Below are 26,261 nucleotides of genomic sequence, written 5' to 3'. Positions count from 1 at the left end.
GCACAACGAGATCTTGTCAGAGTCACGCCCGATGATTCATCAGACACGCCCTAGCCGACCAGCCGCTCGGCCAGCCGCGAGGCGGTCGAGCGGCGGCGGTAGGCCAGCCCGCCCACCACGGCGCCGGCGACCGCGCCCGCGCCGAGCACCGACGGCACGCCGATGCGGGCGGCCTTGCGCCCGGAGCGGAAGTCGCGGATCTCCCAGCCGCGGCGCCGCGCGAGCTGGCGCAGGTCCGAGTCCGGGTTGACCGCGATGGCGGTGCCGACGACCGAGAGCATCGGGGCGTCGTTGACCGAGTCGGAGTACGCCGCGCAGCGCCGCAGGTCCAGGCCCTCGCGGGCCGCCAGCGCGCGCACGGCGTGGGCCTTGGCCGGGCCGTGGAGCAGCTCGCCGACCAGGCGCCCGGTGTAGACGCCGTCCACGCTCTCGGCGACCGTGCCGAGCGCGCCGGTGAGCCCGAGACGGCGGGCGATGATGCGCGCGAGCTCCAGCGGCGTCGCCGTCACCAGCCAGACCCGCTGCCCGGCGTCGAGGTGCATCTGGGCCAGCGCGCGCGTGCCCTCCCAGATGCGGTCGGCCATGAGCTCGTCGTAGATCTCCTCGCCGAGCTCCACCAGCTCCGCGACCGACTGGCCGGCGACGAACGACAGCGCCTGCTCGCGGTGGGCCCGGACGTCGTCGGGCGTGCCCTCGCCGCCGAGCCGGAACTTGAGCTGCTGCCAGACGAACCCGCGCAGGTCCGAGCCCGAGAAGAAGTTCCGCGCCGCCAGCCCGCGGGCGAAGTGGAAGATCGACGCGCCCATCATCATGGTGTTGTCGACGTCGAAGAACGCAGCGGCGGTGAGGTCCGGCGGCACCCGCGGCGACGGCGGGTACTGCCGGATGTCCGGCGCCTCGGCCGCCGCGGCGGCCGCCGCGGGCCCGCCGCCGGCCAGCTCGCCGTCCGGGGCGCCCCCGGCCACGGCGACGTCCGCGGGGCTCTCGCCCGCGGTGGGGTCGGTGGTCGGGCCGGCGCTGTCCGGCACCGACTCGAGGAGCTCGGAGGCGGTGGGCCCACCGATCGCCGGATCGGCGAGGGCGGCCTCGGCGGACGCCTCGCCCGCGAGCCGTGCCGCCTCGCGCTCCGCCTGCATCCGGCGCTCGCGCCGTCGTCCCACCGGCGGACCCTCCCTGTGGTGTCCGTCCCCGGACCCGAGCCTGCCGGGGCGGGACGGAACGACATCGACCCCGGGGCGGTGCGACCTCACCCTAGACGGGAGGCACGACGGTCGGGGTGCCCCGCGACCGGCCCCACGACCCGGGCGGACGTCAGCCCAGGCTCAGACCGGGCAGACCGGGCAACAGCGGCGGCACGTCGACCTGCGGCAGCAGCGGCACCGGCAGCGGGACCTGCACCGGCGGCGGCGCGTCGTCGCCGGCGTCGTCCGACTCCCCGCCCGACCCGGAGTCCTCGTCCGCCCCGCCGTCCCGCGTCGACGACTCGCTCGAGCTGGTGCTCGTGCGGCTCGTCGTCGTGGTGGTGGTGGTCGTGCTCGAGGTCTCGGTGGCCGAGACGTCGGTGCGCTCCGGCGTCGCCACCGACGGCGAGGTGGAGGTGTCGCACTCGCGGATCGGCAGCGGGCCGAGGTCGTCGCTCTCCCCGCCGGTCGCGCAACGCTGCGGGCCGCCCAGGGCGGTCGCGCGCTGGCCGAGGCGCTGGAGCATCTGCTGGGACTGGGCCGCGGCGCCGCGCCCGTCGGTGTCGAGCGAGGGGCTCAGCGTGTCGATCCGCGCCGACTGCTCGCGCGCCCACTCGGCGAGCTGCGAGGGCGACGGCCCGCTCGAGCGGCCGGCCAGCGGGAGGATGAGGCGCGAGCCCGTGCGGGCCTGCTCGTCGAAGTCGCGCAGGTTCTCCAGCACCAGCGCGGCCTCCTCCGGGCCGATGCCCGCGGCGACCGGCCCGGCGCCCGCCGCCGTGGCGGTGTCGCGGCCGATGAGGTCGGACACCTCCTCCAGGCGGGTCGCGGCGAAGTCGAGGTGGCGCTGCCCCTTGGCCTCCTGGCCGCTGGTCAGCCCGATCTCGGCGCTCTCGGACGCCCGCTTGATGCCGTAGAGCATCTCGCCGGGCAGCGCACCGCGGCTGAGCAGCACCGTCAGGGCGCCGAGGAGCATGACCGCGCACGCCCCGCCGATCAGCGAGGAGATCAGGCGGGTCGAGCGCCGGCGGGTCGCGGCCCTCCCGGGACGACCGTCGCCGGGGCGGGTGCTCCCGCGGCGCGTGGTCGCACCGGCCCGGCCGGCCCCCCGACCGCCGACCGGACCGGAGTCGGGGGAGCGCAGCACGCGGGTGCGCTCGCGCGGAGGCGTCGCGGTGCCCCCGCCGATCTCGGCCATGACCTCGCCCATGACCTCGCCCATGACCACGGCCCGCATGCGGGCGCTCGCGTCGGCGTCGGGACCGATGGCGTCGCGCCCGGCGGCCCGCAGCGCGGCGGCGAGCTCGAGGTCGCGGGCGAGGTCGGGATCACGCATCGGATCCGGCCCGCCGCCCGCACGACCGGGATGCGGCGGACGCCCCGTGGCGTCCCGCTGCTCCCAGACGCGAGCGAAGAGCTCGTCGTCCTCGTCGTGCCCGCTCGACATGCCGCCCGTCCTCATCGTCCACGCGTCACTTTCCGTACGCGCCGTGCTCGTCGCTGGGTTGAACGACGAGACGGGCGACCGGTTACGACGATGCGGTGTGCGGTTCGAACCACAACGATGTGACTCACCGCAGCCCCTCGGGCAACAGTTGAGCGAGGCGGCGGACCGCCCGGTGCTGCAGAGCCTTCACGGCGCCCTCGTTGCGCCCCATGATCTCCGCGGTCTCGGCCACGGAGAGTCCCTGGAGGAAGCGCAGGGCGATGCACTCCTGCTGGTCGTCACCGAGACGGGCGACGCAGCGGAGCAGCTCGGCGTGGGTCGCGCCCGCGATGACCTCGGTCTCGGGGCTGGGTCGCACGCTCGACGGCGCGACGTCGGCGACCTCGGGCGTGGAGTGCTCGAGCCGGTAGCGGCTGGACTTCACGTGGTCGAGCACGAGGTTGCGGGCGATCGTCACGAACCAGGCGCCGATGTCGCGGCCCTGGTAGCTCACCGACGCGATCCGGCGGAACGCGCGGACGAAGGTCTCCTGGGTGAGGTCCTCCGCGGCCGGGCGGTCGCCCAGGCGGAAGAGCACGAACCGGAAGACGGTGTCGTGGTACCGGTCGAAGAGCTCGCCGAACGCCTGGGTGTCGCCGTCCTGGGCGAGGCGGACGAGCGCCCAGCCCTCGGCGGTGGCGCCGTCGTCGGGGAGGTCGTCCGCCAGCTCGTCGGCGAGCTCCTCGTCGACGGCCGTCCCGGCCGACGCCGACTCCTCGGGCAGCGCGCCCGTGTGCGGGTCACCCGGCGGGTGCAGCGGCACGGCGGCCGTGGGCACGCCGGGGTCGACGGGCGGGACGGCGAGGTCGGGCGGGCCGGCGAGGTCGGGCGGCGCGGCCGTCGGGGGCAGCGGGCCGGTGCCGGTGCGGGGCGCCGGCGGGACGGGCGGGGCGGCCGGGACAGCCGGGCCGGCCGGGCCCGCGGCCGGCGGCAGCGTGTCGGGGCGCGGCAGGCCGGACGGCGGGGTCGGGCGGCCCTCGGGGTGCCGGCCGGGGCGACCCGGACGGCGCGGCGGGGCGTCGGCGGGGGTCTGGTCCGGCGGGGGCCAGGTGTCCTCGCGGCGGCGCTGCGCCGGGTAGGCCACGGGCGCGGTCGGCGGGGCGACGGGGCCGTACCCGTTCGCCTGCCCGTGCGCGCGCGCGTCGAGCAGCGGCTCGGGTGGGGTGTCGGTGCCGGTCGCGCCGCGGGGCCGCCCCCCGGAACCGGCCACGGAACCCCCGGCGGAGCCCGCGCCCCGGCCGCGCCGGGCGCCGCCCCGCGCCGGCACGGGGCCGGCGCCGGGCTCGTCGGCGGGATCGGGTGCGGCGCGCCTCACGGCGCTCCGGGGAGAGTCGGGCGCATCGCGCGGGCCGCGGGCGCGTTGTGCACGACGGAGACACCGCCGGAGGCCGCCGGGACGGGGCGGGAGCGGGGCGCGAGGACCCGGACGACGGTCCGGATCGCGCGGCCGTCGCGGCGCGCGCAGGCGCGGCCGAGGTGACCGGCAGCGTCGGACATGCCCTCCCCCTCGATCGACCTTCCCCGACCGGAAATCCCCCCGAGGGGGCGTCGACGGGGGAGCATACGTGCGGCGTGAGTTGCCCGGACACCGGCGCGCCCGCGGGGGCACCGACCCTCTCCGACCTGCACCGACGGTGCGACGAGCGGCCATTCGGAGGTATCCCGGGGCTCCGCGTGGGGCCCCTGGGACCGTGCGAGACTGCCGCCGGGCGGTGCACCGGGGCGGTGCGGGACGGAGGCGACGCGGCGGTGGCGGACGAGCGGTCCGACGAGCGGGCGATGACGTCGGTGGGCGGTGCGACGGGCGGTCGCTCCGACGGGTCGACGGAGTCCGGGTCGCCCCGCGTCACCGGATCCGACGGTCTGCCCGACACTCTTGCGGGGACCTCGTCGGAGGACCCGGAGGAGTCGGAGGAGGCGGTCCGGGTCGTCGTGCTCGTGCGCGCCGACTGCCGGACCTGCGACCGGATGGAGGGCGTGGTGCGCGAGATCTGCGGCCGCGTCGGCGAGGAGCACACGGTGGTGGACGTCGACGGGCCGGGCGCCGACCCGGAGTGGCGCGCCGAGTACGGCGACCGCATCCCCGTCGTGCTCGTCGACGACGTCGAGATCGCCTCGTGGCGCCTGGAGCCCGACGACCTCGTGCGCGCGCTGGGTGCCCGGTGACCGCGCCCGCCCCGGCCGACGTGCCGATCCTGCAGACCGCCTCGTCGCTGGTGGAGCTGACGCTCGACACCTACGTCCGCCTGCAGCGCCTGGCCTTCGGCGGCGGGGCGTCCGCGCCGGCGCCGGTGCGCGAGCTGCTCGCGGCGGCCGTCGCGGCCCTCGAGCGGGCGCGCACCGACCTCGCCGAGGCCACGCGCGACGCCGGCGGGCGGGTGCAGACCGACCCCGACCCCGAGTACGCGCCGGTCGTGGAGCAGGCGCTGCCGACGGTGCGGGGCCCGGGTGACGCGGTCGGGCTCGCGCTGACCCTCGAGGACGTGCTCGCGCAGACGCTGGTCAGCGACGTCGTCGAGCTCTCCGCGCCGCCGGTGCGCACCACGGTCGCCGGGCACGCGGCGGCGGCCGCGCGGCGCAAGGCGCTGCTGCTGACCCTGCAGACGCTGCTCGCGAGCGGGCGGACCGAGCTCGTCGCCGTGCCCCCGGACCTGCTCGCCCTGCCCCCGGGCGCGGGCACCGTCGGCTTCCCCGACGTCCTGTTCCCCACGGAGAAGGCCTCGCCGCCGACCGAGGGGACGCCGCGATGAGCCCCCGTCCGCAGCCCCGGCCCCTCTCCCGGCGCGGCTTCCTCGTCGGCCTCGGCGCGCTCGCGGGCGCGGCGGGCCTCGCCGCGTGCTCGAACGACGCGCCGCCGGGTCCGCCGGCGCCGGGCGTCCCGCCGTCGCCCACGACCACCACGTCGACCGCCCCGGCGGCCTACGAGGGAGAGGTGGCCTGGATCGCCCTGGGCGCCGCGCTCTCCGGGCTCGCCGGCGACCTGCTCGGCCAGGCGGCCACCGGCGCCGCCCAGGGGCGCTTCGGCGCGGTCCCGGGCGTCGTGTCCGCGTACCTGTCGGGGGCCGCCGCCCAGCACGTCGCGCACGCGGAGGCGTGGAACCGGCTGCTCGCGGCGGGCGGGCGCCCCGCGGTCACCGGCTACCCCCTCACCGTCGAGCCCGCCCTGCGCGGCCGCCTCGACGCGGCCCGCGCCCCGATCGACCTCCTGGGCCTCGCCGCCGACCTCACGGGCACCGTCGCGGCCACCGTGACACGGATCGTGGGCGAGGTCACCGACGCGTCCGCGGTCACGCTCGCGGCGGGCGTCGGACCCGTCGTGGCCATGCACGGCGCCACCGCCGACTTCCTGCTGGGCCGTCCGCCCACCGCACCCACCGATCCCGTCGCCGGAGCGCTGACCCCCGACGCGCTCACGGTCTGACGCGGGCGTCCACCGGACGGCGCACGGGAGACGCCGGGTACCGCGCCGTCCTGCTCCGGACGGGGTTCGGGCGCGGCGTCGGAGCGCGACCGGTGGCAGACTGGTGGCCTCCGCCGGTCGGCACGACGCCTGCACGACGCTGTACGACACGGCGCGGTCCGCGTCGGCGCGGTGGGTACCCCAGCCCCCTGGTCCGCGGGTCGCGGCGATTTTGTGCGTGCGTTCACGAGCGCTAGCGTTGCCCGGAACGGTTCCGGGGACGTCCGCGTGGTGCAGTGCCGCGAGGTGCGGGCCCGCGCGAGGGGTGCGGAGGCCCGTCGCGCCGCGCGGCACGCGAGCGAGGGATGACAGGAGGCGCCCGGAAGTGACGGTCGACCGCGGCACCCGGCCCTCCCGACGCCCGGTGCCGTCGACCCGGACGCCCGAGGACGCCCTCGCGCCGGTCGACGCCGAGGACACGGGCGACGTGACCGACGCGACCGACCCCACCGACGCGACCGACCCCGCCGCCCGCCCCGTGCCCGAGGCGACCGTGGCCCGGCTGGCGGTGTACCTGCGCGTGCTCACCACCCTGCTCGGCGAGGGCCGCGGCACCGTCTCCAGCGAGGAGCTCGCCGCCGCCGCCGGCGTCAACTCGGCGAAGCTGCGCAAGGACCTCTCCCACATCGGTTCGTCCGGCGTGCGCGGGGTCGGGTACGACGTCGCCCGGCTCACCGCCGAGGTCGAGGCCACCCTGGGCCTGACGCAGCCGCACGCGGTGGCCCTGGTCGGGGTCGGCAACCTCGGGCACGCCCTGGCCGGCTACGGGGGCTTCGCGCAGCGCGGCTTCCCCGTCGCGGCCCTCTTCGACGTCGACCCGGCGCTCGTCGGCACCACCATCGGCGGCGTCGAGGTCGAGCACGCGGACGCGATCGGCGCGGTGTGCGCCGCGCGCGGCGTGACCATCGGCGTGGTCGCGACACCCGCGCCTGCCGCCCAGCGCGTCTGCGACCACCTCGTGGCCGCCGGCGTGCGCAGCATCCTGAACTTCGCGCCCACCGTGCTCGCCGTGCCGGCGGGGGTGGAGGTGCGCAAGGTCGACCTGGCGGTGGAGATGCAGGTGCTCTCGTTCCACGTCGCCCGCCGGCACGGGACGGTGCCGGCCGCGGGACCCGTAGCGGCCCCGCGCCCGACCCCGCGAGAGGCGGTCTCCCGATGAGCCTGCTCCTGGTCGGCGTCTCGCACCGCACCGCCGAGGTGCCGGTGCTCGAGCGCGTCGCCGTGTCCGGAGACGACACCCGCAAGGTGCTCGACGACCTGCTCACCGGCGAGCACGTCACCGAGGCCATGCTCGTGTCCACGTGCAACCGCGTCGAGATCTACGCCGTGGTCGAGACGTTCCACGGCGGCCTCACCGAGGTCACCGACGTCCTCGCCCGCCACGCGCACGCCGAGGTCTCCGACCTCACCGACCACCTCTACGTGCACTACGCCGGCTCCGCGGTGGAGCACCTGTTCTCCGTGGCCGCCGGGCTCGACTCGATGGTCGTCGGCGAGGCCCAGATCCTCGGGCAGCTGCGGGCGTCGTACGCCGAGGCCCGCGAGCTCGGGTCGGCGGGCCGGGTGCTGCACGAGCTGGCCCAGCAGGCGCTGCGCGTCGGCAAGCGCGCCCACGCCGAGACCGGCATCGACGCGGCCGGCGCCTCGGTGGTCTCCGAGGCCCTCGCCGACGCCGAGGCCGCGCTCGGGACGCTCGAGGGGCGGCGCGCGCTGATCGTCGGCGCCGGGTCGATGGGCGCCCTGTCGGCCGCGCACCTGCGCCGTGCCGGCGTCGCCGAGACCGTGCTGGCCAACCGCTCCGAGGCCAACGCCGAGCGGCTCGCGGTCTCGCTGCGCGCCGAGGGGGCGGCCGCCCGCGCCACCGGGCTCGACGCGCTGCGCCGCGAGATCGCCGCCGCGGACGTCGTCGTCGCCTGCACCGGCGCGGTCGGCACCGTCGTGGGCGAGGAGGACGTGCGCGGGGCCCTCGCGGCCCGCGACGCCCGTCCGCTGGTCGTCTGCGACCTCGGCCTGCCCCGCGACGTCGACCCGCGCGCCGCGGACCTGGCCGGCGTCACCGTCGTCGACCTCGCCGCCCTCGGCGAGCGGCTGCGCTCGGCGAGCGCGGGGCGCGCGGTCGAGGAGGCCCGCGCCGTCGTCGCCGAGGAGGTGCGCGCCTACTTCGCCGCCCAACGCACCGCGGAGGTCACGCCCACCGTGACCGCGCTGCGCCGGCGCGCCGCCGAGGTCGTCGACGCCGAGCTGCTGCGCCTGACCGGGCGCCTGCCCGACCTCGACGACCACGCCCGCGGCGAGGTCGCCCAGACCGTGCGCCGCGTCGTCGACAAGCTGCTGCACACGCCGACCGTGCAGGTCAAGCGCCTGGCGCAGGCGCCGGGCGGCGACTCCTACGCCGAGGCGCTGCGCGAGCTCTTCGAGCTCGACCCGCAGGCGCCGGCGGTGCTCGCGGCCACGGAGACGGTCCCCGGGACCGTGCCCGGCACCGTCCCGGTCGCGACGACGAGCGTCGAGCCCGGCGACGACGTGGACCAGGCCCTCAGCGGGGGGCGGCGATGACCGTGACCGACGCCGCGGACACCGCGACCCTCCTCGGCGAGGGCGCCCGGACCATCCGCGTCGGCACCCGCGCGAGCCTGCTCGCCCGCACCCAGACCGACATCGTCGCCTCGGCGCTGACCGCGGCCGGCGCCACGGTCGAGGTCGTCACGATCTCCACCGAGGGCGACCGGTCGCAGGCCGCGGGCACGCCGATCGCGGGCAGCGGGGTGGGCGTGTTCGTCACCGCGCTGCGCGACGCGCTGCTCGCCGGCGAGATCGACGTCGCCGTGCACTCCTACAAGGACCTGCCGACCGCGGCGGTGCCCGGCCTCGCGCTCGCCGCCGTGCCGGCGCGCGAGGACCCGCGGGACGCGCTGATCGCCCGCGACGGGATGGTGCTCGGCGAGCTGCCGCCGGGCGCGGTCGTGGGCACCGGCTCGCCGCGGCGCGTCGCGCAGATCGCCGCGCTCGGGCTGGGCCTGCAGCTCGTCCCGATCCGCGGCAACGTCGACACCCGGATCGCCAAGGTGACCCGGGGCGAGCTCGACGCCGTCGTGCTCGCCCGCGCCGGGCTGGCCCGCCTCGGGCGGGTCGGCGAGGCCACCGAGGTGCTCGACCCCCTGCAGGTGCTCCCCGCCCCGGCGCAGGGCGCGCTCGCCTGCGAGTGCCGCAGCGACGACCCCGCGCTCGGGCACCTCCTGCGCACCACCCTGCACGACGAGGGCGTCGCCCTGGCCGTCACGGCCGAGCGCACCGTCCTGTCGGCCCTGGGCTCGCCCTGCAGCGCCCCGATCGGGGCACTCGCCGAGGTCGTCGAGGACCTCGACGACGACGGACGCGTGATCGAACGGCTGTCGCTGCGCGCGGTGGCCACCACGGCGGACGGCGCGCTCGTGCGCGGTTCCGCCACCGGAGAGACCGAGGACGCCGAGCGGATCGGCCGGGAGCTGGCCGAGGAACTGCTCGCCGACGGGGCGGAGCCGTCGGGGTACGCGATGCCCGTCAGCGAGGCGGGGCCCCGTCCGGGCCCGGACGCCGTCGCCGGCGAGCTCCCGCCGCCCGCCTCCTGAACACCACGATGGGAACGGAAGACATGACAGCACCCTCGACGACCGCCGGCCGGGTCGCCTTCGTCGGCAGCGGACCCGGGGACCCCGGTCTGCTGACCGTGCGGGCACGCGACGCCCTCGCCGCCGCCACGCTGGTCGTCGCCGACCGCGGCGTCCCCGCCGACGTCCTCGGCCTGCTGCCGTCGTCGGTGACGGTGCGCCCGGTCGGGCACGCCGGCGACGACCCCGCGGCGGGCGGCCCGGCCACCGACGCGGTCGTGGCGCCGAGCTTCGCCGCCGACGACCCCGCCGGCACCGGCGCGGGCCCCGCGCCGGCCGACCCCGCGGCGCTCGCCGAGACGGTCGTGACCGAGGCCCGGGGCGGCGCCTCGGTCGTGCGCCTGTGCCTGGGCGACCCGCTCGTGCGCCCCGACGTCGTCACCGAGGTGCGCGCCGTCGCCGCGGCGGGCGTCCCCTTCGACGTCGTGCCCGGCATGCCCGCCGACACCGCGGTCCCGACCTACGCCGGCGTCGCGCTCGGCCCGGCCCACACCTCGGTGGACCTGACCGCGGGCGAGGCCGTCGACTACGCCGCGCTCGCCGTCGCGCCCGGCCCGCTGGTGCTGCAGGCCACGGCCGCGGAGCTCGCGGGGGCCTCGGCCCAGCTGGTCGAGAACGGCTGGAAGCCCGGCACGCCCGCGCTGGTCACCACGGCCGGGACCGGCTCGCGCCAGCGCACCGTCGAGACCAGCCTGGACAAGCTCGCCGCCGACGGCGCGGAGCTCGAGGGCACGCTGGTCGTGACCCTCGGCGACGCCGTCACCGACCGCGCGACGCTGTCGTGGTGGGAGTCCCGCGCGCTGTACGGCTGGCGGGTCCTCGTGCCGCGGACCAAGGACCAGGCCGGCGCCATGAGCGACCGCCTGCGCGTGCACGGCGCGGTGCCCGAGGAGGTGCCGACCATCGCGGTCGAGCCCCCGCGCAGCCCGGCGCAGATGGAGCGCGCGGTCAAGGGCCTGGTCGACGGGCGCTACCAGTGGGTCGTGTTCACCTCGGCCAACGCCGTGCGCGCCGTGTGGGAGAAGTTCGGCGAGTTCGGGCTCGACGCCCGCGCCTTCTCCGGCGTCAAGATCGCCTGCGTCGGCGAGGCCACGGCCGACGTCGTGCGCTCGTTCGGCGTGCACCCCGAGCTCGTGCCGGGCGAGGAGACCGAGCAGTCGTCCGAGGGCCTGCTCGACGTCTTCCCGCCGCACGACGACGTGCTCGACCCGGTCGACCGCGTCCTGCTCCCGCGCGCCGACATCGCCACCGAGACCCTCGCCGAGGGCCTCCAGCAGCGCGGCTGGGAGATCGACGACATCACCGCGTACCGCACGGTGCGCGCGGCGCCGCCGCCCGCGCCGGTGCGCGAGGCGATCAAGACCGGCGGGTTCGACGCCGTCTGCTTCACCTCGTCGTCCACGGTGCGCAACCTCGTCGGGATCGCGGGCAAGCCGCACGCCCGCACGATCGTCGCCTGCATCGGCCCGAAGACCGCGGAGACCGCCGTCGAGTTCGGGCTGCGCGTCGACGTCAAGCCCGAGACCGCCGACGTGCCGTCGCTGGTCGAGGCGCTGGCGGCGCACGCCAACAAGCTGCGGGCCGAGGGCGCCCTGCCCCCGCCCCGCAAGACGAAGGCCCGCAAGCGCTGATGTCCACCCCCCGATCCTTCCCGGCCGACCGTCCCCGCCGCCTGCGCGCCAACCCCGGCGTGCGGCGTCTCGTCGCCGAGACCGAGGTGCGCCCGCGCCACCTCGTCCTGCCGGTGTTCGTCGCGGAGGGGCTCGACGCCCCGCGCCCGATCTCGTCGATGCCGGGCGTCGTCCAGCACACCCGCGAGTCGGTGCGCAAGGCGGCGGCGGAGGCGGCGGCCGCGGGGGTCGGCGGGATCATGCTGTTCGGCGTGCCCGCCCGCCACGACGCGGTCGGGTCCGGCGCCGTCGACCCCGGGGGCATCCTCAACGTGGCGCTGGGCGACGTGCGCGCCGAGGTCGGCGACGCCCTGCCCGTCATGGCGGACACCTGCCTCGACGAGTTCACCGACCACGGCCACTGCGGGGTCCTCGACGCCGACGGGAACGTCGACAACGACGCCACCCTGCCGATCTACGGCGAGATGGCGGTGGCCCAGGCCCGCGCCGGCGCCCACGTCGTCGCACCCAGCGGGATGATGGACGGCCAGGTCGGCGTCATCCGGGCCGCGCTCGACGAGGCCGGGTTCCGCGACACCGCGATCCTCGCCTACTCGGCCAAGTACGCGAGCGCGTTCTACGGCCCGTTCCGCGAGGCCGTCGACTCGCAGCTGCAGGGCGACCGGCGCACCTACCAGCAGGACCCCGCCAACGGCCGCGAGGCCGCGCGCGAGGTGGCGCTCGACCTCGACGAGGGCGCCGACATCGTCATGGTCAAGCCGGCGATGGGCTACCTCGACGTCCTGCGCCGGGTCGCCGACGCCGCGGACGTCCCGGTCGCGGCGTACCAGGTCTCCGGCGAGTACGCGATGATCTCCGCGGCGGTCGAGCGCGGCTGGCTCGACCGCGAGCGCACGATCCTCGAGTCCCTCACGGGCATCCGGCGCGCCGGCGCGGACATCGTGCTGACGTACTGGGCCACCGAGGCCGCCGCCTGGCTGGACCGGTGACGGTGGCCGACCACGCGCCGGCCTCCCGGTCGGTGACCCCGCCCGAGGAGGAGCCCGGCCGCCCCGGGATCGTCACCGCGGCGATCGTGCTGTGGACCGTGCTCGGTGTCCTCATGATCGGGACCGCGCTGCTCTTCGGCCTGGGGCTCGCGTTCGGCGACCTCGACCCGGGCACCGGGCCGATCGCCGTGGTCGGTGCGATGGTCGTGCTCGCCGCCGCGGGCGTCGCCACCCTCGTCGCGGCCCGGCGGCTGCGCGGCGCGTCGCGCACCGCGCGCGCCGGGCTGACGGTGCTGGGCGCGGTGCTGGCGATCGCGGGCCTGGTCCAGGTCACGTTCCTCGGGGCCGGTGGCGTGTGGTTCGTCGCGTTCGTCGTCGCGGCGGGCCTGCTGCACCTGCCCGCGGCCCGGGCCTGGTTCGGCCGATCGGCATGACGGCCCCGGACGACACCCGCGCCGAGCCGGTGCTCTACGCCGAGACCGGCACCCGGCCCTGGATCCTGCTGTTCGGCCCGGTGCTCGCCGTCGCCGGGATCGGGCTGGAGAGCCTCGCGCCCGGCGGGGTGTCGGTGTCACTGTGGCTCGGCGTCGGGCTGCTCGTGTTCCTCTACACCCTCGTGCTCGTGCGCAGCCGCCGCCGCTTCCTGCGGGTCGAGCTGACACCCTCCGTGCTCGTGCAGGGCACCACCCGCCTGCCGATGTCGCAGGTCACGTCGCTGCGCCCGGCCGACGAGGAGCACCACGGCGTGCGGGTGCTCGGCGACGGCCCGGTCGTGCCGCGCCGCCTGCAGCCGGTGGTGCTGCGCCTGTCCGACGGCACCCGCGCGGTCGCGTGGGCGCGCGACGGGGCGGCGCTGCGCCGGGCGCTCGAGGACCTCCTGCGCACGCGGGCGGTGTCGTGAGGCGCGCGCTCCTGCTCACCGGCGCCGCCGTGGTGCTCGCCGTCGCCGCGGTCGTGCTGCTGATCGCCGGGGTGGAGGTCCGCGAGACGACGGGCGGGCTGCTCGTGACCCCGATCCGCCAGCTCCACCTCGTCGGCGGCCTCCTGCTCGGCGGCACCGTCGCGGGCGTCGCCGCGGTGCTCACCGCGCTGGTCGCCGTACCGGCACTGCGGGCCGCGCGGCGCGGGGAGACGACCGGGGACACCGAGCCCACCGGGACGGCCGGGACCACCGAGCCCGCCGGGACCACCGAGGCCGCCGGGAGCCCGACGGCCGGGCCCGCCGCCCCCGAGCCCACCGCACCCGAGCACGCGACCACGGCGACGGGGTCCGAGCGCACCGCGTGATCGCCTGATCGGGGGTCGCGACCGTATCCTCCGTCCGGCGCCGCGACGACCACCGTCCGCCGCAGCCAGGGGGAGGTCGGGATGACGGGGTCGCCGCCCGGTCCGTCGGGGGGTCCGGCAGCGGGATCGACCTTCGGCCCCTACCGGCTGGAGGGCCGCCTCGGCCGGGGCGGCATGGGCGAGGTCCACCGCGCCTACGACACCCGCCGCGACCGCGAGGTCGCCCTCAAGTGCCTGACGCCCGACCTCGCCGACGACCCCGAGATCCGCGAGCGCTTCGAGCGCGAGTGCCGCACCGCCGCCCGCCTGTCGTCGCCGCACGTCATCCCGATCCACGACTTCGGGGTCATCGACGGGCGCCTGTTCCTCGACATGCGCCTCGTCGAGGGCCGCGACCTCGCCCGGCTGATCGCCGACGAGGGGCCGCTCGACCCGGCCCGCGCGGTGGCGATCGTCGGGCAGGTCGCCGACGCCCTCGACGACGCCCACGCCCACGACCTCGTGCACCGCGACGTCAAGCCCGGCAACGTGCTCGTCAGCCCCGGGCGGGACTTCGTGCACCTCGTCGACTTCGGCATCGTGCGCCTCGCGCAGTCGTCGACCGGGGGTCGCGCGCTCACCGGCACCGGCACGACGCTCGGCACGCTCGCCTACATGGCGCCCGAGCAGTTCGAGGGCGCCGCGGTCGACCGCCGCGCCGACGTCTACGCCCTGGCCGTCGTGCTCCACGAGTGCCTCGTCGGCGCGCCGCCGTTCGACGGCGACATGCCGGCGATGCTGCACCAGCACCTCACGGTCACGCCGGCGCCGCCGTCGTCGCGCCGCCCGGGCCTGCCGCCCGCCCTGGACGCCGTGGTGCTGCGGGGCCTGGCCAAGCGCCCGGAGGAGCGGTTCGCCTCGGCGGGCGAGCTGGCGGACGCCGCGCGCGCCGCGCTCGAGGGCCGCGCGGTGCCCGCCCCCGTGCCCGCGCCGGCCCCGTCGCCGGGCGGGCCCGGCGTCGCTCCCGGGGCCGAGCACGGGCGCGCGACCTACGTCGGGCCGGGGACGGGCGCGCCGCCCCCGGGCGGCATCCGCTGGGACAGCGGGCCCCGGTCGGCGGGGGCACCGGTCAGCGGGCCGGGTGCTGCGCCGGCGCAGGCCTGGTCGCCGGCGGCTCCCGGCGGCCCGACCGGGTGGGGCGGGCCGAGCCCCTGGTCGCTCCCGCCGACGACGACGCCCGGCGGGCCGGGCGGGCAGGGCGGGCAGGGTGGCGCGGGCCGCCGCGGCCGCACGATCGCGATCGTCGTGGGCGCGCTGGTGCTGGTCGCGGCCGTGGTGGTCACGCTGCTCGTGGTCGTCGACCGCGGCTCGTCCGGACCGGTCGCGATCGCCACGGGCGCCCCGGCGACCCTCGCCCAGAGCTTCCCGGACAGCGCGGCGGGCGGCTGCGTGCCCGGCGACCCCAGCTTCTACGAGCAGCGGCCGTCGGCCGTGCGCCCGGTCGAGGTGGTGCAGTGCACCCGGGGTGACGCGACGGCCGCCTACGCCCGCTGGAGCACGCCCGCCGAGGCCGCGAACCGCGTGCTCTCGTACACCTCGGTGCCCTCGATCGACGGCCTGCGGACCTGGCAGCGCGGCGGCGTGGTGCAGGGCCCGTACTGGCAGACGACCTACAGCGGCGACTGCACGCTGCTCGCCGCCTACGAGGGTCTGGCCACCATGCTGCAGATCTACGCGCCGCAGGACCGGTGCGCGGGCGTCGCCGCGACGTTCGCGAGCACCCCGTGGCCGTCGGCCGACGAGCTGCGCGCGGTCGAGCGCACCATCCCGGCGGCGGCCCGCGCGGGCTGCGGGGCGGCGACGCCGACCGCCGGCACGTCCGGGATCGTCCCGCGCGAGGTGCGCAGCTGCACCGGTGCCGAGGGCACCACGGTGACCTGGTCGCGGTGGAACGGCGCCGGCGACGTCGCGGCCGAGGTGAACGCGCGCGGCTCGCGCACCGGCGAGACCGTGAGCTCCTGGAACGCGCCAGACGGGCCGCGCCAGGGTCCCTACATCGTCGCCGAGGACGGCGGGACCTGCCGGGGCCTGCTCGGGTGGGACGCCGCGCCCTACGCCGCCGAGGTCGTCGGCCCCGACTGCGCCGTCGTCGAGCGTGCCGTCACCGGGCTCCTGCCCCCGGCCGGCACGGCCCTGCCCGGCTGACGCGGCTCACGGTCCCGGCCACGGCGGGGCCCGCGCGCGGCTGGGAGACTGGCCCCGTGACCAGTACAGCGATGACGGGCACCGGCACGTCGAGCGTCGAGCGCAGCGCCGAGCTCTTCGCGCGCGCCGAGCAGGTGGTCCCGGGCGGGGTCAACTCCCCGGTCCGCGCCTTCCGGTCGGTCGGCGGCACCCCGCGGTTCATGGTGGCCGGCACCGGGCCGTGGCTCACCGACGCCGACGGCAACCGCTACGTCGACCTGGTCAGCTCCTGGGGGCCGATGATCCTCGGGCACGCGCACCCCGCCGTCGTCGAGGCGGTGCGCGAGGCCGCGTCCGCGGGCCTGTCGTTCGGGACGCCGACCGGCGGCGAGGTCGAGCTCGCCGAGGAGCTCGTGCGCCGTGTCGAGCCCGTCGAGCAGGTACGTCTGGTCAACTCGGGCACCGAGGCGACGATGAGCGCGGTGCGTCTCGCGCGCGGGTTCACCGGGCGCAGCGTCGTCGTGAAGTTCGCCGGCTGCTACCACGGCCACGTCGACGCCCTGCTCGCCGAGGCGGGCTCGGGCGTCGCCACCTTCGGGCTGCCGTCGACGCCCGGGGTCACCGGCGCGCAGGCGACCGACACGATCGTCCTGCCCTACAACGACCTCGACGGCGTCGCGCAGGTGTTCGCCGAACGCGGCCAGGACATCGCCTGCGTCATCACCGAGGCGGCCGCGGGCAACATGGGCGCGGTCGCCCCGGACGACGGCTTCAACGCCGGCCTCAAGCGCCTCTGCGGGGCCCACGGCGCGCTCCTCATCGTCGACGAGGTGATGACGGGGTTTCGCGTCTCGTCCGCGGGCTGGTACGGCCTCGAGGGCGTCGCCGGCGACCTCTACTGCTTCGGCAAGGTCATGTCCGGCGGGCTGCCGGCCGCGGCGTTCGGCGGGCGCGCCGACGTCATGGCCCAGCTCGCGCCGGCCGGCCCCGTCTACCAGGCGGGCACGCTGGCCGGGAACCCCGTGGCCGTCGCGGCCGGGCTCACGACGCTGCGCCACGCGACCCCGGAGGTCTACACGGCGCTGGACGCCCACGCCGACCGGCTCCACGGGCTGTTCACCGACGCCCTGTCCGAGGCCGGCGTCGTGCACACCGTCCAGCGGGCGGGCTCGCTGATCTCGATCCGCTTCGCCGAGGGGGAGGGGCGGAACTTCGAGGACATGCGCGCGGCCGAGACCTGGCGCTTCCCGCCCTTCTTCCACGCCCTGCTCGACCACGGCGTCTACGCCCCGCCGAGCGCGTTCGAGGCGTGCTTCATCTCCGCCGCGCTCGACGACGACGCGTTCGCGGTGATCGCCGACGCGCTGCCGGCCGCGGCGCGAGCGGCGGCCGCGGCCACCGCGCCGGAGGGTTCGTGAGCGCTGAGGGCACGGTCCGCACCACCGTCCACCTGGTCCGGCACGGCGAGGTCCACAACCCCGAGAAGATCCTCTACGGTCGCCTGCCCGGCTACGGCCTCTCCGACCGGGGCCGCGAGCAGGCGCGGCGGGCCGCCGCGCACCTCGGGGGCAACGACGTCACCGCCCTGTACGTCTCGCCGATGCAGCGCGCGCAGGAGACCGCCGTCCCGATCGCGGAGACGCTGGACCTGGTGCCGGTCACCGACGAGCGACTCATCGAGGCCGGCAACGCCTTCGAGGGGCTCACGGTCGGGGTCGGCGACGGGGCCCTGCGGCGGCCCGAGTACTGGCCGCTGCTGCGCAACCCGTTCCGCCCGTCGTGGGGCGAGCCCTACCTCGAGATCGCGCACCGCATGCTCGGCGTCGTGCACCGCGCGCGGACGGCGGCGGCCGGGCACGAGGCGGTGTGCGTGTCGCACCAGCTGCCGATCTGGACCCTGCGCCGCTTCCTGGCCGGCGAGCGGCTCTGGCACGACCCGCGCCGCCGGCAGTGCTCGCTGGGCTCGGTGACGAGCTTCGTCTTCGACGACGAGAGCCTCGCCGACATCGCCTACGCCGAGCCCGGCGGCGTCACCGACCCGACGGCCACGGGGGCCTGACGTGCGCGCGCTCCTGCTGGCGCTGGCGGCGCTGCTGCTCGTCGCCGGGTGCTCGTCGTCGGACGCCCCGGAGGGCGAGTTCACCTTCGGCGGCACCGGCGGGCGGACCACCGTCGTCTACGACCCGCCCGAGACCCGCGGGGTGCTGCCGGCGGTGAGCGGGGAGAGCCTGCTCGAGCCCGGCCGGCAGCTGTCGACCGAGGCGTGGCGGGGCCAGGTCGTCGTGCTCAACGTGTGGGGCTCGTGGTGCGGGCCGTGCCGGGCCGAGGCCGGCGCCCTCGACCAGGTCGCCGTCGCGTCGGCGCCGCGGGGCGTGCAGTTCCTCGGGATCGACGTGCGCGACCAGCGCAGCGCCGCCGCCGACTTCGTCCGCGACCGCGGCGTCGTCTACCCGTCGATCTTCGACCCGCCGGGCCGGTCGCTGCTCGTGCTGCGCGGCTACCCGCGCAACGCGGTGCCGTCGACGATCGTGCTGGACCGCCGGCACCGGGTCGCGGCCGTCTTCCTCACCGCGGTCCTGGCCTCGGACCTGCAGCCCGTGGTCGACCGCGTCGCGGCGGAGCCGGCGCCGTTGAGCTGACCGCGAGCTGATCACCTCCCGCGACCTCACCCGATCTGGGAGGCTCACCCACAGGACCGCTCCCCGGGGGTACTCGTGATCATCTTCGGCACCCGTCGCACCGTCACCCAGCTCGCCATGGTCGTGCTGACGTGCGTGAACTGTCACCGCTCGGCCGCCAACGCGGTCATCCGCGCGGTCACGAAGTTCACGCTGTTCTTCATCCCGCTCTTCCCGATCCGCACCCGGTACGCGACGCAGTGCACGGCCTGCGGCTTCCTCATGTGGGTCGACAAGGGCCAGGCCGAGCAGCTCCGGCAGGCCCCGCCGGCCGGCGCCGCGGGCCCGCCGCCGCTGCCCGGGCAGTACCAGGCGGGGCAGTACCCGGCGGGGCCGTACGGCCAGCAGCAGTACCCGCCGTACCCCCAGCAGCAGGCGGCGCCGGGCATGCCCGGCGCCGCCCCCTGGTCCGCGCCCCACGACGGCGGCACCAACGGCCACGCGGCGCGGAACAACTAGCGACCGCCGCTACCCGCTGCGGCGGGCGACGAAGTCGGCGCGGGCTCGCGCCAACCGGCTGTCCGTCCGCGGGCCGGTGCGGCGCGGGGCGGCGGGGCGGCCGTCGGTGCCCGCCGATCGGCCGCGGGCCGCGGCACGGCGCTCGGCGCGGTTGGCGGGCGCGGGCCGGGTGGACGGGATGGACTGCGCGGGCGGTGTGGCGTCTCGCACGGAGGACCTCCTGGTGGTCGGCGGACGCCGCCGGCGGGGGGGAGGACCGGACAGCCCGCACGGTCACGAGGGAGATCGACATCGACCGCACGGGCTCCCCGATCACGCCCGGGACGCGGGCGGCGGGAGGGCAGCGGAGGGGGCGCGGGCCGCGGACGGGCCCGGCGCCTCAGGAGTCGATGTCCACGAGCGGGGACGGTAGGAGCTCCCGGGCCGGGGCCGCCACCGAATTCCGGCGCCGGTCGGGGCCGTCTCCTACGACACATCGTCGGAGATCGGCCCCCGTGCTCACGCGCGCACGACCGCCGCGTCCTACCCTGGACGGGTCATGAACCTGACCGAGGTGGCCACGTCCGGCCCCGTCCTGCTCGCGGTGCTGCTGTCGGTGGCCGCGGGTGCGGTCAGCTTCGCCTCGCCCTGCGTCGTGCCGCTGGTGCCGGGCTACCTCGCCTACCTCGCCGGCCTCGTGGGCGCCGACGCCCCGGCCGTCACCGAGGACGAGGCGCGCCTCCAGGCCGCCGAGCGGCGGGCGGCCGTGACGGGCGAGCTCCCGACGGCCGGCACCGCGACCGCCGCGCCCCGCCGCTCGCGACGCCTCCGGGTCGCCGGGGCCGCGGCGCTGTTCGTCCTCGGCTTCACCGTGGTGTTCGTCCTCGGCCTCGGCTCGGTCGTCTGGCTCGCCGACGCCCTGCTCGCCAACGAGGCCCTGCTGCAGCGCATCGGCGGCGTGGTCACCGTGGCCATGGGCCTGGTGTTCCTCGGCCTCGTGCCCGCGCTGCAGCGCGACAGCCGCCCGCACTGGGTGCCGCGCACCGGCCTGCTCGGCGCCCCGCTGCTCGGCGCGACGTTCGGGCTGGGCTGGACGCCGTGCCTCGGGCCGACGCTCGCCGGGGTCGTCGCGCTGGCGAGCGGCACCGACGCCGGCTCCGCAGGCGTCCGCGGGATCGTCCTGCTGCTCGCCTACTGCGTCGGGCTCGGCGGGCCCTTCGTGCTCATCGCGCTGGGCGCCGGGCGCGCCGTGCGGGCCCAGGCCTGGCTGCGCGCCCACAGCCGGCGCATCCAGATCGTCGGTGGGGTCGCGCTCGTCGTCGTCGGCCTGCTGCTCGCCACCGGCCTGTGGGCCGAGATCGTCGCCCTCCTGCGCGGCCCCGTCGCCGGCTTCACCACTCCCCTGTAGGCCTGATGACCTCCACGCTGCAGGCTCCCCCGGGCGACGCCGGCCCGCCGCCGTCGCGCCCGGGCCGGGCGCGGCAGGCGCTCGCGCTGGCGCGCAACACCTGGCGCGGCCTGACGAGCATGCGGACGGCGCTGATCCTGCTGTTCCTGCTCGCCGTGGCCGCCCTGCCCGGCGCGCTGCTGCCCCAGCGCACGCCGAGCCCGAACGCCGTCGCCGACTACCTCGTCGCGAACCCCACCCTCGGCCCGTTCTTCGACGACCTCGGCCTCTTCGACGTCTTCGCCACCCCGTGGTTCGCGGCGATCTACCTGCTGCTGTTCGTCTCGCTCATCGGCTGCCTCGTGCCGCGGTCGTTCGAGCACGTCCGGGGCCTGCGCACCGAGCCGGTCTCGACGCCGCGCAACCTCGCCCGCCTCCCCCACCACGCGCAGGGCACCGCCGACGACGACCCGGACGCGGTGGTCGACGCCGCGCGGCGGCGGCTGCGGGGCTGGAAGGTCGCGGTGCGCTCCGAGCCGGGCGGCGTGCGGACGCTGTCGGCGGAGAAGGGCGCGCTGCGCGAGGTCGGCAACCTCGTCTTCCACCTCAGCCTCGTCGCCCTGCTCGGCGGCATCGCCGTCGGCAAGCTCTTCGGCTACGAGGGCCAGGTCATCGTCATGGCCGACGGCAGCGAGTTCTGCAACAGCGGCATCTACGCCTACGACTCGTTCCGCCCCGGCCTGCAGGTCGACGGCACCGGTCTCGACCCGTTCTGCCTCACCGTCGACGACTTCCGGGCGGCCTTCCGCCCCGACGGCCAGCCCGACTCGTTCGACGCCACCGTGCGCTACCAGGACACCGACGCCGTCGAGCGCGGCGACGGTGCGTGGCGGCAGCACGACCTCGCCGTCAACGCCCCGCTGCGCGTCGACGGCGAGCGGGTCTACCTGCTCGGACACGGCTACGCCCCGCGCTTCACCGTCACCTTCCCGAACGGCGAGCAGCGCGTCGGGCTGGTCCAGTGGCGCCCGGTCGACCAGGCCACCCTGCTCTCCGAGGGCGCGACGAAGATCGACCCGCCGGGCGTCACCGACGAGTCGCAGCGTCGCCGCTCCCAGCTCGCGATCACCGGCCTGTTCGCGCCGACCTCGTCGGGCGGCGGGCTCGTGACCTCGGTGTTCCCGGCCCCGAACGACCCGGAGGTCGCGGTCGACGTCCTGCGCGGCGACCTCGGCCTCGACTCAGGCCGCGCCCAGTCGATCTTCGAGGTGGACCGGGGCATGGTCGAGCAGGGCCGGCTGGTGCGCGTGGCCCGCGAGAACATCAAGCCCGGCGGGGAGATCGCCCTCGACGACGGCACCCGCGTGCGCTTCGACGGCGTCGAGAACTGGGTGTCGCTGCAGGTCTCCCACGACCCCGCGCAGACCGCCGTGCTCCTGGCGGCGATCGCGCTGCTCGGCGGGCTGACGCTGTCGCTGACGGTGCGGCGGCGCCGGTTCTGGGTGCGCGCGAGCCCGGCGCTGCCGTCTACGACAGGTGGTCGTACATTGGTGGTCCTCGGGGGCCTGGCCCGGACCGACCGGGCGGGCTACGGCGAGGAGTTCGGCCGGCTCGCCGCCGACCTGGTCCCGCCCCGCGCCGGCACCGGCGACGGCGAGCGGGGACGGGCACGGCCCGACCCGGCGGTGCCCGAGGACGAGCTCGACGAGCTCCACGACAGCGATGTGCCCGAGGGCCCCGCGCCCGACCGGAAGGACGACGATGGTCGTTGACGCCCAGCTGGGCCAGTTCGGTGACCTGCTGTTCGGCTCCGCGCTCGCGATCTACGTGCTCGCGATGATCCTGCACGCCGTCGAGCACGCGCTGCTGCGGCGCACGGGCACCGAGGAGGAGAGCGTGAGCCGGGTACCGGTGGCGGCCGGGGCCACCGCCGCGTCCGCCCGGTCCGGGGAGGGCCTCTCCTCCGAGGGGCGCTCCGGCGAGGGCCTCTCGGCCGAGGGTGCCGCGCTGGCCGCCGACCTCGACGAGCGGGACGCCCGCGACGCCGAGCCCCCGACCCGCCCGCCCCGCAGCCGCGCCGAGCGCTTCGGGCGCACCGGGGTCTCGCTGACCGTCCTGGGCTTCGCCCTGCACCTCGCGATGCTCGTCGTGCGCGGGTTCGCCGCCCAGCGCGTGCCCTGGGGCAACATGTACGAGTTCACCGCGGCCATCTCGCTGGTCGCGGTGGGCGCCTGGCTCGTGGTGCTGCGCCGCCGGCCCGAGCTGCGCCGCCTCGGCGCGTTCGTGCTGCTGCCGGTGATCATCCTGATGTTCCTCGCCGGCACGGTGCTCTACACCCAGACCGCGCCCGTGGTGCCCGCGCTGCGCTCGTACTGGCTCGTGGTGCACGTGTCCGCGGCCGTCATCGCCTCGGGCATCCTGCTGCTCGCCGGCGTCGCCAGCTGCCTCTACCTGCTGCGCGCGGCCCACGAGTCGAGCGGGCGCTTCGCCTGGACCTCCCGCCTGCCCTCGGCCGACGTGCTCGACCGCGTCGCCTACCGCGCCACCGCGATCGCCTTCCCGATCTGGACGTTCGCGGTGATCACCGGGGCGATCTGGGCCGAGGCGGCGTGGGGCCGCTACTGGGGCTGGGACCCCAAGGAGACGACGGCGTTCATCGCCTGGATCGTCTACGCCTGCTACCTGCACGCCCGGTCGACGGCCGGCTGGCGCGGGCGCCGCGCGGCCGTGATCAACGTGGTCGGCTTCGCGGTCATGGTGTTCAACCTCTTCTTCGTCAACCTCGTCGTCACCGGCCTGCACTCCTACGCCGGGGTCGGCTGAACCGGAGGGGCCACGCGGCGGACCCCCGGCTGCGCCGTTCCGGTCGTTCGGATCTCCCCGACGGGATACGGTGCGGCGCGCACGCGACGAGGGAGGACCGTGGCGATGGAACCCAGGGACGACGCCGGCGCCGAGCGCGAGGGCGGCCGGCCCCGCGACCCGGCGGCCGGGGCCTCCCCGTCCGAGGCCGCGGGCACGGCCGGCGCAGGCTCGTCGAGCGCCTCGGCGTCGAGCGCGTCCGGGGTGTCGGGGGGTGCCCCCGGTGCGGAGCCCGTCGCGAGCGCGCCGACCGATCCCGGCGCCCCGGCGTCCGGAGCGTCGTCCGGGGTGCCGTCCGGGGCCTCGTCCGGCCCGCCGTCCGGGCAGTCAGGCCCGTCCGGGCCGGCGGGGGAGGCGCCCGGGGTGGCGGCCCCGCCGGACTCGCCCGAGACCACGCGCCGCGTCGACACCGCCGAGGCCGCCCGGGGTGACGCCCCCCAGCCGCGGCACCCGGGGTTCGACCCGCGCGGCGGCGCCGGCCCGACCGGCCGCGTCGCCGGCCCGCCCAGCGACCGCGCACCGGTCGCCGGCCGCTTCACGACACCCGGTCGCGGCGCCTCGGCGCCCGCCGGCGGTCCCAACGGCGGGCCGTACGACCTGTCGTCGGCCCAGCTGCTGCGCCCCAGCAAGCGCCCGCCGCAGACGGGGTGGCGGCGCGCGCTCTTCGTCGGCACGGGCGGGCTGGTCAACCCCGGCGAAAGCCAGGGCGATGCGGAGCGCCGGGAGCTGATCGCGCGGGTCAACCAGCCGCTCCACGGCTGCTACAAGATCGCGATGCTGAGCCTCAAGGGCGGCGTCGGCAAGACGACGATGACCACCACGCTCGGCTCGACGTTCGCGTCCCTGCGCGGCGACCGCGTCATCGCCGTCGACGCGAACCCCGACCGCGGCACGCTGAGCCAGAAGATCCCGCTCGAGACCACGGCGACGGTGCGCCACCTGCTGCGCGACGCCGACCGGGTGCGGCGGTACTCCGACGTGCGCGCCTACACCTCGCAGGGCCCGTCGCGGCTGGAGATCCTCGCCAGCGAGCAGGACCCGGCGGTGTCCGAGGCGTTCAGCGAGGTCGACTACCGGCGCACGGTGACGTTGCTCGAGCACTTCTACAACGTCGTGCTCACCGACTGCGGCACCGGTCTCATGCACTCGGCGATGAAGGGCGTCCTCGACGTCGCCGACTCCCTGCTCATCGTCTCGTCGGCCTCGATCGACGGTGCCCGCAGCGCGTCGGCGACCCTCGACTGGCTCGACGCCCACGGCTACCGCGACCTCGTGTCCCGCTCGGTGGCCGTCATCAACTACGTGCGCCGGTCGTCGGGCAACGTCGACCTCGACCGCGTGTCCGACCACTTCGCGGCCCGCTGCCGCGCCGTGGTGCGCCTGCCCTTCGACCCGCACCTGGAGGAGGGCGCGGAGATCGAGCTGGACAAGCTCGCCTCCCGCACCCGCGCGGCCCTGCTCGAGCTCGCCGCGACCGTCGCCGACGACTTCGGCCGCGCCGGGTCACGGGTGCGCCGCCCCGTCCTGCCGCGCTGAGCACGGACGACGAGGGGCGCCCCGGTCCTCCGGGGCGCCCCTCGTCGGTGCGCACGGGGGTCTCAGCTGGAGGGCGGGTCCTCGCGCTGGATCTTCTCGTCGAGCGACCGGAGGAACTCCGGGTCGTCGTCCGGGGCGACGGACCGCCGCTGCGGGCGCCGCGGGGCCTGACGGGTCGGACCCGTCGGCGCGTCCTCGACCATGCCACCGGGTCCGCCGTCGCTTCCGGCCTGCGCCGCCTGGGCGGCCATCACCTTCCACAGCAACGTCCCCACGACGACCAGGACCAGCACGGCCACGAGGAACGGGATCACTCGGACGCCTCCAGCATCTCGACGTCTCCGGCTCGCGGACGGCTCCGCGGGCCGGTCGTCCACCACGCTACCGGTCGCGCCGGGAGTCCGCGTGGCGTGCGGGAGGTAGCCGTCGGGTGACGGTCGGGTGCTCGGGGTGAGCGGGACGGGTGGTGCGCACGGGTTCCCCGGACGGCGCAGCGCGCCGGGCGGGGGAGCGACGGGCGCGGCCGGCGGCACCACGGCCGCCGGTCGCCCCGCGTCGTCGAGCGGTCCTCGTGGTGCTAGGGCCGTGCCTCGCTGGTGAGTCCGTCGAGCAGCGTGCGGACCTCGGACTCGCGGAAGCGGCGGTGGCCGCCCGGGGTGCGGATGGAGCCGATGCGGCCGGCGGAGGCCCACCGGGTGACGGTCTTGGGGTCGACGCGGAACATCGCCGCGACCTCGCCCGGGGTCATGAGCCGTTCGCTGGCGTCGTGAGCGATGGTCATGTCACTCCACCTTCCCTATCGCTTCACCGTGCCCGCGCCGCCGGGGCCCGAAGTGCCGGGCCGGGGCGGAGCGGACGTAACAGAGCGAATCGTGACACCGGACCCCGTACGTACTCGAACGCTTGTATCCAGGTAAAGGGACCATAAAGGGCGAAAAGGGACACCTTCCGTGGGTCGTGGTCTCCCCGTGCGCGTCGCGCGGACCTGCCTACCCTGGTGGTGTGAGCTCCCAGGAACCCCGGTCCACCGAGGCCGCCGGCGCCGTGAGCAGCGAGCACGAGCCGTCCGGGCCCCCGGCGCCCTCCGAACCCTCCGCGTCCTCGGCCCCCGTCCCCGGCCCGACCTCCGGCGCCACGCCGCCGCCCGCCGCCGGCACCACCGGCAGCGTGGCCCTGGCGATCGTCCTCTACGTGGGCGCGCGCCTCCTGGTCGTGGCGGTCCTCGCCGGCGTCCTCGTGGCGGTGGGCCTGCCGCTGCTCGTGGCGCTGCTCATCGCGTTCGTCGTGGCCCTGCCGCTGTCGTTGTTCCTGTTCCGGGGCCTGCGCACCCGCCTCGCCGCCGAGGTCGACGCCGCCACCGCCTCCCGCCGCGAGCGCCGCGACCGGCTGCGCGCCGAGCTCCGGGGGGACCTGGACCCGGAGGGGCGGGAGTAGAGGGTTCGCCGGCTCGTCTCGTGTCGAGGGGCACGTTCGGCAGCTCCAGGGGCCGTTCGATCATGCGCAACGTGCCCCTCGGGGG

General features: G+C 76.9%; 28 protein-coding genes. 21 read left to right on the top strand and 7 right to left on the bottom strand.

The genetic code is table 11. From position 1 onward, the window contains the following. Positions 1-50: 50 nt before the first annotated feature. From PH190_RS03235 to PH190_RS03220, 4 genes are all read right to left on the bottom strand, one after another. Positions 51-1,160, bottom strand: a complete 1,110-nt coding sequence (locus PH190_RS03235) for an HAD family hydrolase (protein WP_274230032.1) — start codon at positions 1,158-1,160, stop codon at positions 51-53. 151 nt (positions 1,161-1,311) lie between these two features. After that, positions 1,312-2,625 carry a DUF5667 domain-containing protein gene (locus PH190_RS03230; RefSeq protein WP_274230031.1) on the bottom strand — a complete coding sequence of 438 codons (1,314 nt, stop codon included), beginning with the start codon at positions 2,623-2,625 and terminating at the stop codon, positions 1,312-1,314. Positions 2,626-2,749: 124 nt separating this feature from the next. Further along, positions 2,750-3,331: a sigma-70 family RNA polymerase sigma factor gene (locus tag PH190_RS03225; protein WP_274230062.1), complete on the bottom strand. Its 582-nt coding sequence runs from the start codon at positions 3,329-3,331 to the stop codon at positions 2,750-2,752. Between the two features lie 644 nt (positions 3,332-3,975). Beyond that, positions 3,976-4,161: a hypothetical protein gene (locus PH190_RS03220; RefSeq protein ID WP_274230030.1), complete on the bottom strand. Its 186-nt coding sequence runs from the start codon at positions 4,159-4,161 to the stop codon at positions 3,976-3,978. A gap of 252 nt (positions 4,162-4,413) precedes the next feature. On the opposite strand from PH190_RS03220, the gene PH190_RS30705 reads away from it, so the two are divergent. The 16 genes from PH190_RS30705 (at position 4,414) to PH190_RS03140 (ending at position 18,978) form a co-directional block, all read left to right on the top strand. Then, positions 4,414-4,830: a glutaredoxin family protein gene (locus PH190_RS30705; RefSeq protein ID WP_420791556.1), complete on the top strand. Its 417-nt coding sequence runs from the start codon at positions 4,414-4,416 to the stop codon at positions 4,828-4,830. Next, on the top strand, positions 4,827-5,414 hold the full coding sequence (locus tag PH190_RS03210) for a hypothetical protein (protein ID WP_274230029.1): 588 nt from the start codon (positions 4,827-4,829) through the stop codon (positions 5,412-5,414). Before PH190_RS30705 ends, PH190_RS03210 begins: the two co-directional genes overlap by 4 nt. Then, on the top strand, positions 5,411-6,085 hold the full coding sequence (locus PH190_RS03205; protein ID WP_274230028.1) for a twin-arginine translocation signal domain-containing protein: 675 nt from the start codon (positions 5,411-5,413) through the stop codon (positions 6,083-6,085). Before PH190_RS03210 ends, PH190_RS03205 begins: the two co-directional genes overlap by 4 nt. Before the next feature lie 364 nt (positions 6,086-6,449). Then, positions 6,450-7,283 carry a redox-sensing transcriptional repressor Rex gene (locus PH190_RS03200; protein ID WP_420791555.1) on the top strand — a complete coding sequence of 278 codons (834 nt, stop codon included), beginning with the start codon at positions 6,450-6,452 and terminating at the stop codon, positions 7,281-7,283. Next, on the top strand, positions 7,280-8,680 hold the full coding sequence (locus tag PH190_RS03195) for a glutamyl-tRNA reductase (protein ID WP_274230027.1): 1,401 nt from the start codon (positions 7,280-7,282) through the stop codon (positions 8,678-8,680). The genes PH190_RS03200 and PH190_RS03195 overlap by 4 nt, the downstream gene beginning before the upstream one ends. Next, entirely contained in the window at positions 8,677-9,732 is a 1,056-nt protein-coding gene (gene hemC, locus PH190_RS03190) for a hydroxymethylbilane synthase (RefSeq protein WP_274230026.1), read from the top strand. Before PH190_RS03195 ends, hemC begins: the two co-directional genes overlap by 4 nt. A 23-nt stretch (positions 9,733-9,755) precedes the next feature. Continuing rightward, entirely contained in the window at positions 9,756-11,402 is a 1,647-nt protein-coding gene (locus PH190_RS03185; RefSeq protein ID WP_274230025.1) for a bifunctional uroporphyrinogen-III C-methyltransferase/uroporphyrinogen-III synthase, read from the top strand. Beyond that, complete coding sequence (gene hemB / locus PH190_RS03180; RefSeq protein ID WP_274230024.1) at positions 11,402-12,391, top strand: porphobilinogen synthase; 990 nt, start codon at positions 11,402-11,404, stop codon at positions 12,389-12,391. The genes PH190_RS03185 and hemB overlap by 1 nt, the downstream gene beginning before the upstream one ends. Continuing rightward, positions 12,388-12,825 (top strand): hypothetical protein, encoded by a 438-nt coding sequence (locus PH190_RS03175; RefSeq protein WP_274230023.1) that lies wholly within the window; start codon positions 12,388-12,390, stop codon positions 12,823-12,825. The genes hemB and PH190_RS03175 overlap by 4 nt, the downstream gene beginning before the upstream one ends. Further along, positions 12,822-13,292 (top strand): hypothetical protein, encoded by a 471-nt coding sequence (locus PH190_RS03170; protein ID WP_274230022.1) that lies wholly within the window; start codon positions 12,822-12,824, stop codon positions 13,290-13,292. The genes PH190_RS03175 and PH190_RS03170 overlap by 4 nt, the downstream gene beginning before the upstream one ends. Then, a complete protein-coding gene (locus PH190_RS03165; RefSeq protein ID WP_274230021.1) occupies positions 13,289-13,678 on the top strand; it encodes a hypothetical protein in 390 nt (129 codons plus the stop codon). The genes PH190_RS03170 and PH190_RS03165 overlap by 4 nt, the downstream gene beginning before the upstream one ends. 81 nt (positions 13,679-13,759) lie before the next feature. After that, complete coding sequence (locus PH190_RS03160; RefSeq protein WP_274230020.1) at positions 13,760-15,862, top strand: serine/threonine-protein kinase; 2,103 nt, start codon at positions 13,760-13,762, stop codon at positions 15,860-15,862. Between the two features lie 71 nt (positions 15,863-15,933). Beyond that, on the top strand, positions 15,934-17,259 hold the full coding sequence (gene hemL, locus PH190_RS03155) for a glutamate-1-semialdehyde 2,1-aminomutase (RefSeq protein WP_274230059.1): 1,326 nt from the start codon (positions 15,934-15,936) through the stop codon (positions 17,257-17,259). Next, the gene (locus PH190_RS03150; protein WP_274230019.1) at positions 17,256-17,900 is read left to right on the top strand and encodes a histidine phosphatase family protein; all 645 of its coding nucleotides are present in this window, start codon (positions 17,256-17,258) and stop codon (positions 17,898-17,900) included. The genes hemL and PH190_RS03150 overlap by 4 nt, the downstream gene beginning before the upstream one ends. Before the next feature lies 1 nt (position 17,901). Further along, positions 17,902-18,480, top strand: a complete 579-nt coding sequence (locus tag PH190_RS03145; RefSeq protein WP_274230018.1) for a TlpA family protein disulfide reductase — start codon at positions 17,902-17,904, stop codon at positions 18,478-18,480. Positions 18,481-18,555: 75 nt separating this feature from the next. Next, positions 18,556-18,978 carry a zinc-ribbon domain-containing protein gene (locus tag PH190_RS03140; protein WP_274230017.1) on the top strand — a complete coding sequence of 141 codons (423 nt, stop codon included), beginning with the start codon at positions 18,556-18,558 and terminating at the stop codon, positions 18,976-18,978. A 9-nt stretch (positions 18,979-18,987) separates the two neighbouring features. Here the strand turns inward: PH190_RS03140 and PH190_RS03135 are convergent, their stop codons facing one another. Beyond that, a complete protein-coding gene (locus tag PH190_RS03135; protein WP_274230016.1) occupies positions 18,988-19,188 on the bottom strand; it encodes a hypothetical protein in 201 nt (66 codons plus the stop codon). Between the two features lie 328 nt (positions 19,189-19,516). Between PH190_RS03135 and PH190_RS03130 the strand changes: the two genes are divergently transcribed. The 4 genes from PH190_RS03130 to PH190_RS03115 all read left to right on the top strand — a co-directional run bounded on the left by PH190_RS03130 (position 19,517) and on the right by PH190_RS03115 (position 24,742). Next, positions 19,517-20,365, top strand: coding sequence for a cytochrome c biogenesis CcdA family protein (locus PH190_RS03130; RefSeq protein ID WP_274230015.1), 849 nt, complete (start codon positions 19,517-19,519; stop codon positions 20,363-20,365). Between the two features lie 5 nt (positions 20,366-20,370). After that, entirely contained in the window at positions 20,371-22,116 is a 1,746-nt protein-coding gene (resB, locus tag PH190_RS03125; protein WP_274230014.1) for a cytochrome c biogenesis protein ResB, read from the top strand. Then, positions 22,106-23,167 carry a c-type cytochrome biogenesis protein CcsB gene (ccsB, locus tag PH190_RS03120; RefSeq protein WP_274230013.1) on the top strand — a complete coding sequence of 354 codons (1,062 nt, stop codon included), beginning with the start codon at positions 22,106-22,108 and terminating at the stop codon, positions 23,165-23,167. Before resB ends, ccsB begins: the two co-directional genes overlap by 11 nt. Before the next feature lie 105 nt (positions 23,168-23,272). Then, the gene (locus tag PH190_RS03115) at positions 23,273-24,742 is read left to right on the top strand and encodes an AAA family ATPase (RefSeq protein ID WP_274230012.1); all 1,470 of its coding nucleotides are present in this window, start codon (positions 23,273-23,275) and stop codon (positions 24,740-24,742) included. Positions 24,743-24,804: 62 nt separating this feature from the next. Here PH190_RS03115 and PH190_RS03110 read toward each other — a convergent pair whose 3' ends face one another. Both PH190_RS03110 and PH190_RS03105 read right to left on the bottom strand, forming a co-directional pair. Then, positions 24,805-25,056, bottom strand: a complete 252-nt coding sequence (locus tag PH190_RS03110) for a hypothetical protein (RefSeq protein ID WP_274230011.1) — start codon at positions 25,054-25,056, stop codon at positions 24,805-24,807. A gap of 263 nt (positions 25,057-25,319) precedes the next feature. Then, positions 25,320-25,523 carry a BldC family transcriptional regulator gene (locus PH190_RS03105; protein WP_274230010.1) on the bottom strand — a complete coding sequence of 68 codons (204 nt, stop codon included), beginning with the start codon at positions 25,521-25,523 and terminating at the stop codon, positions 25,320-25,322. 221 nt (positions 25,524-25,744) lie between these two features. Between PH190_RS03105 and PH190_RS03100 the strand changes: the two genes are divergently transcribed. Continuing rightward, complete coding sequence (locus PH190_RS03100; protein WP_274230009.1) at positions 25,745-26,176, top strand: DUF4229 domain-containing protein; 432 nt, start codon at positions 25,745-25,747, stop codon at positions 26,174-26,176. Positions 26,177-26,261 lie beyond the last annotated feature (85 nt).

Origin of the sequence: Actinomycetospora straminea (genome assembly GCF_028737255.1) — a bacterium.
Taxonomy (GTDB): domain Bacteria; phylum Actinomycetota; class Actinomycetes; order Mycobacteriales; family Pseudonocardiaceae; genus Actinomycetospora; species Actinomycetospora straminea.
Note: the sequence above shows the minus strand (reverse complement) of the source record. Positions and strands in the feature narration are given on the sequence as shown.

Bases quoted from the DNA above. Each gene is read 5' to 3' on its own strand.
- hemC (WP_274230026.1), top strand. From the start codon at position 8,677: ATGACCGTGACCGACGCCGCGGACACCGCGACCCTCCTCGGCGAGGGC.
- PH190_RS03115 (WP_274230012.1), top strand. From the start codon at position 23,273: ATGGAACCCAGGGACGACGCCGGCGCCGAGCGCGAGGGCGGCCGGCCC.
- PH190_RS03130 (WP_274230015.1), top strand. From the start codon at position 19,517: ATGAACCTGACCGAGGTGGCCACGTCCGGCCCCGTCCTGCTCGCGGTG.
- PH190_RS03195 (WP_274230027.1), top strand. From the start codon at position 7,280: ATGAGCCTGCTCCTGGTCGGCGTCTCGCACCGCACCGCCGAGGTGCCG.
- PH190_RS03230 (WP_274230031.1), bottom strand. From the start codon at position 2,625: ATGTCGAGCGGGCACGACGAGGACGACGAGCTCTTCGCTCGCGTCTGG.
- ccsB (WP_274230013.1), top strand. From the start codon at position 22,106: ATGGTCGTTGACGCCCAGCTGGGCCAGTTCGGTGACCTGCTGTTCGGC.
- PH190_RS03105 (WP_274230010.1), bottom strand. From the start codon at position 25,523: ATGACCATCGCTCACGACGCCAGCGAACGGCTCATGACCCCGGGCGAG.
- PH190_RS03185 (WP_274230025.1), top strand. From the start codon at position 9,756: ATGACAGCACCCTCGACGACCGCCGGCCGGGTCGCCTTCGTCGGCAGC.
- PH190_RS03170 (WP_274230022.1), top strand. From the start codon at position 12,822: ATGACGGCCCCGGACGACACCCGCGCCGAGCCGGTGCTCTACGCCGAG.
- resB (WP_274230014.1), top strand. From the start codon at position 20,371: ATGACCTCCACGCTGCAGGCTCCCCCGGGCGACGCCGGCCCGCCGCCG.
- PH190_RS03220 (WP_274230030.1), bottom strand. From the start codon at position 4,161: ATGTCCGACGCTGCCGGTCACCTCGGCCGCGCCTGCGCGCGCCGCGAC.
- PH190_RS03205 (WP_274230028.1), top strand. From the start codon at position 5,411: ATGAGCCCCCGTCCGCAGCCCCGGCCCCTCTCCCGGCGCGGCTTCCTC.
- hemL (WP_274230059.1), top strand. From the start codon at position 15,934: ATGACGGGCACCGGCACGTCGAGCGTCGAGCGCAGCGCCGAGCTCTTC.
- hemB (WP_274230024.1), top strand. From the start codon at position 11,402: ATGTCCACCCCCCGATCCTTCCCGGCCGACCGTCCCCGCCGCCTGCGC.
- PH190_RS03160 (WP_274230020.1), top strand. From the start codon at position 13,760: ATGACGGGGTCGCCGCCCGGTCCGTCGGGGGGTCCGGCAGCGGGATCG.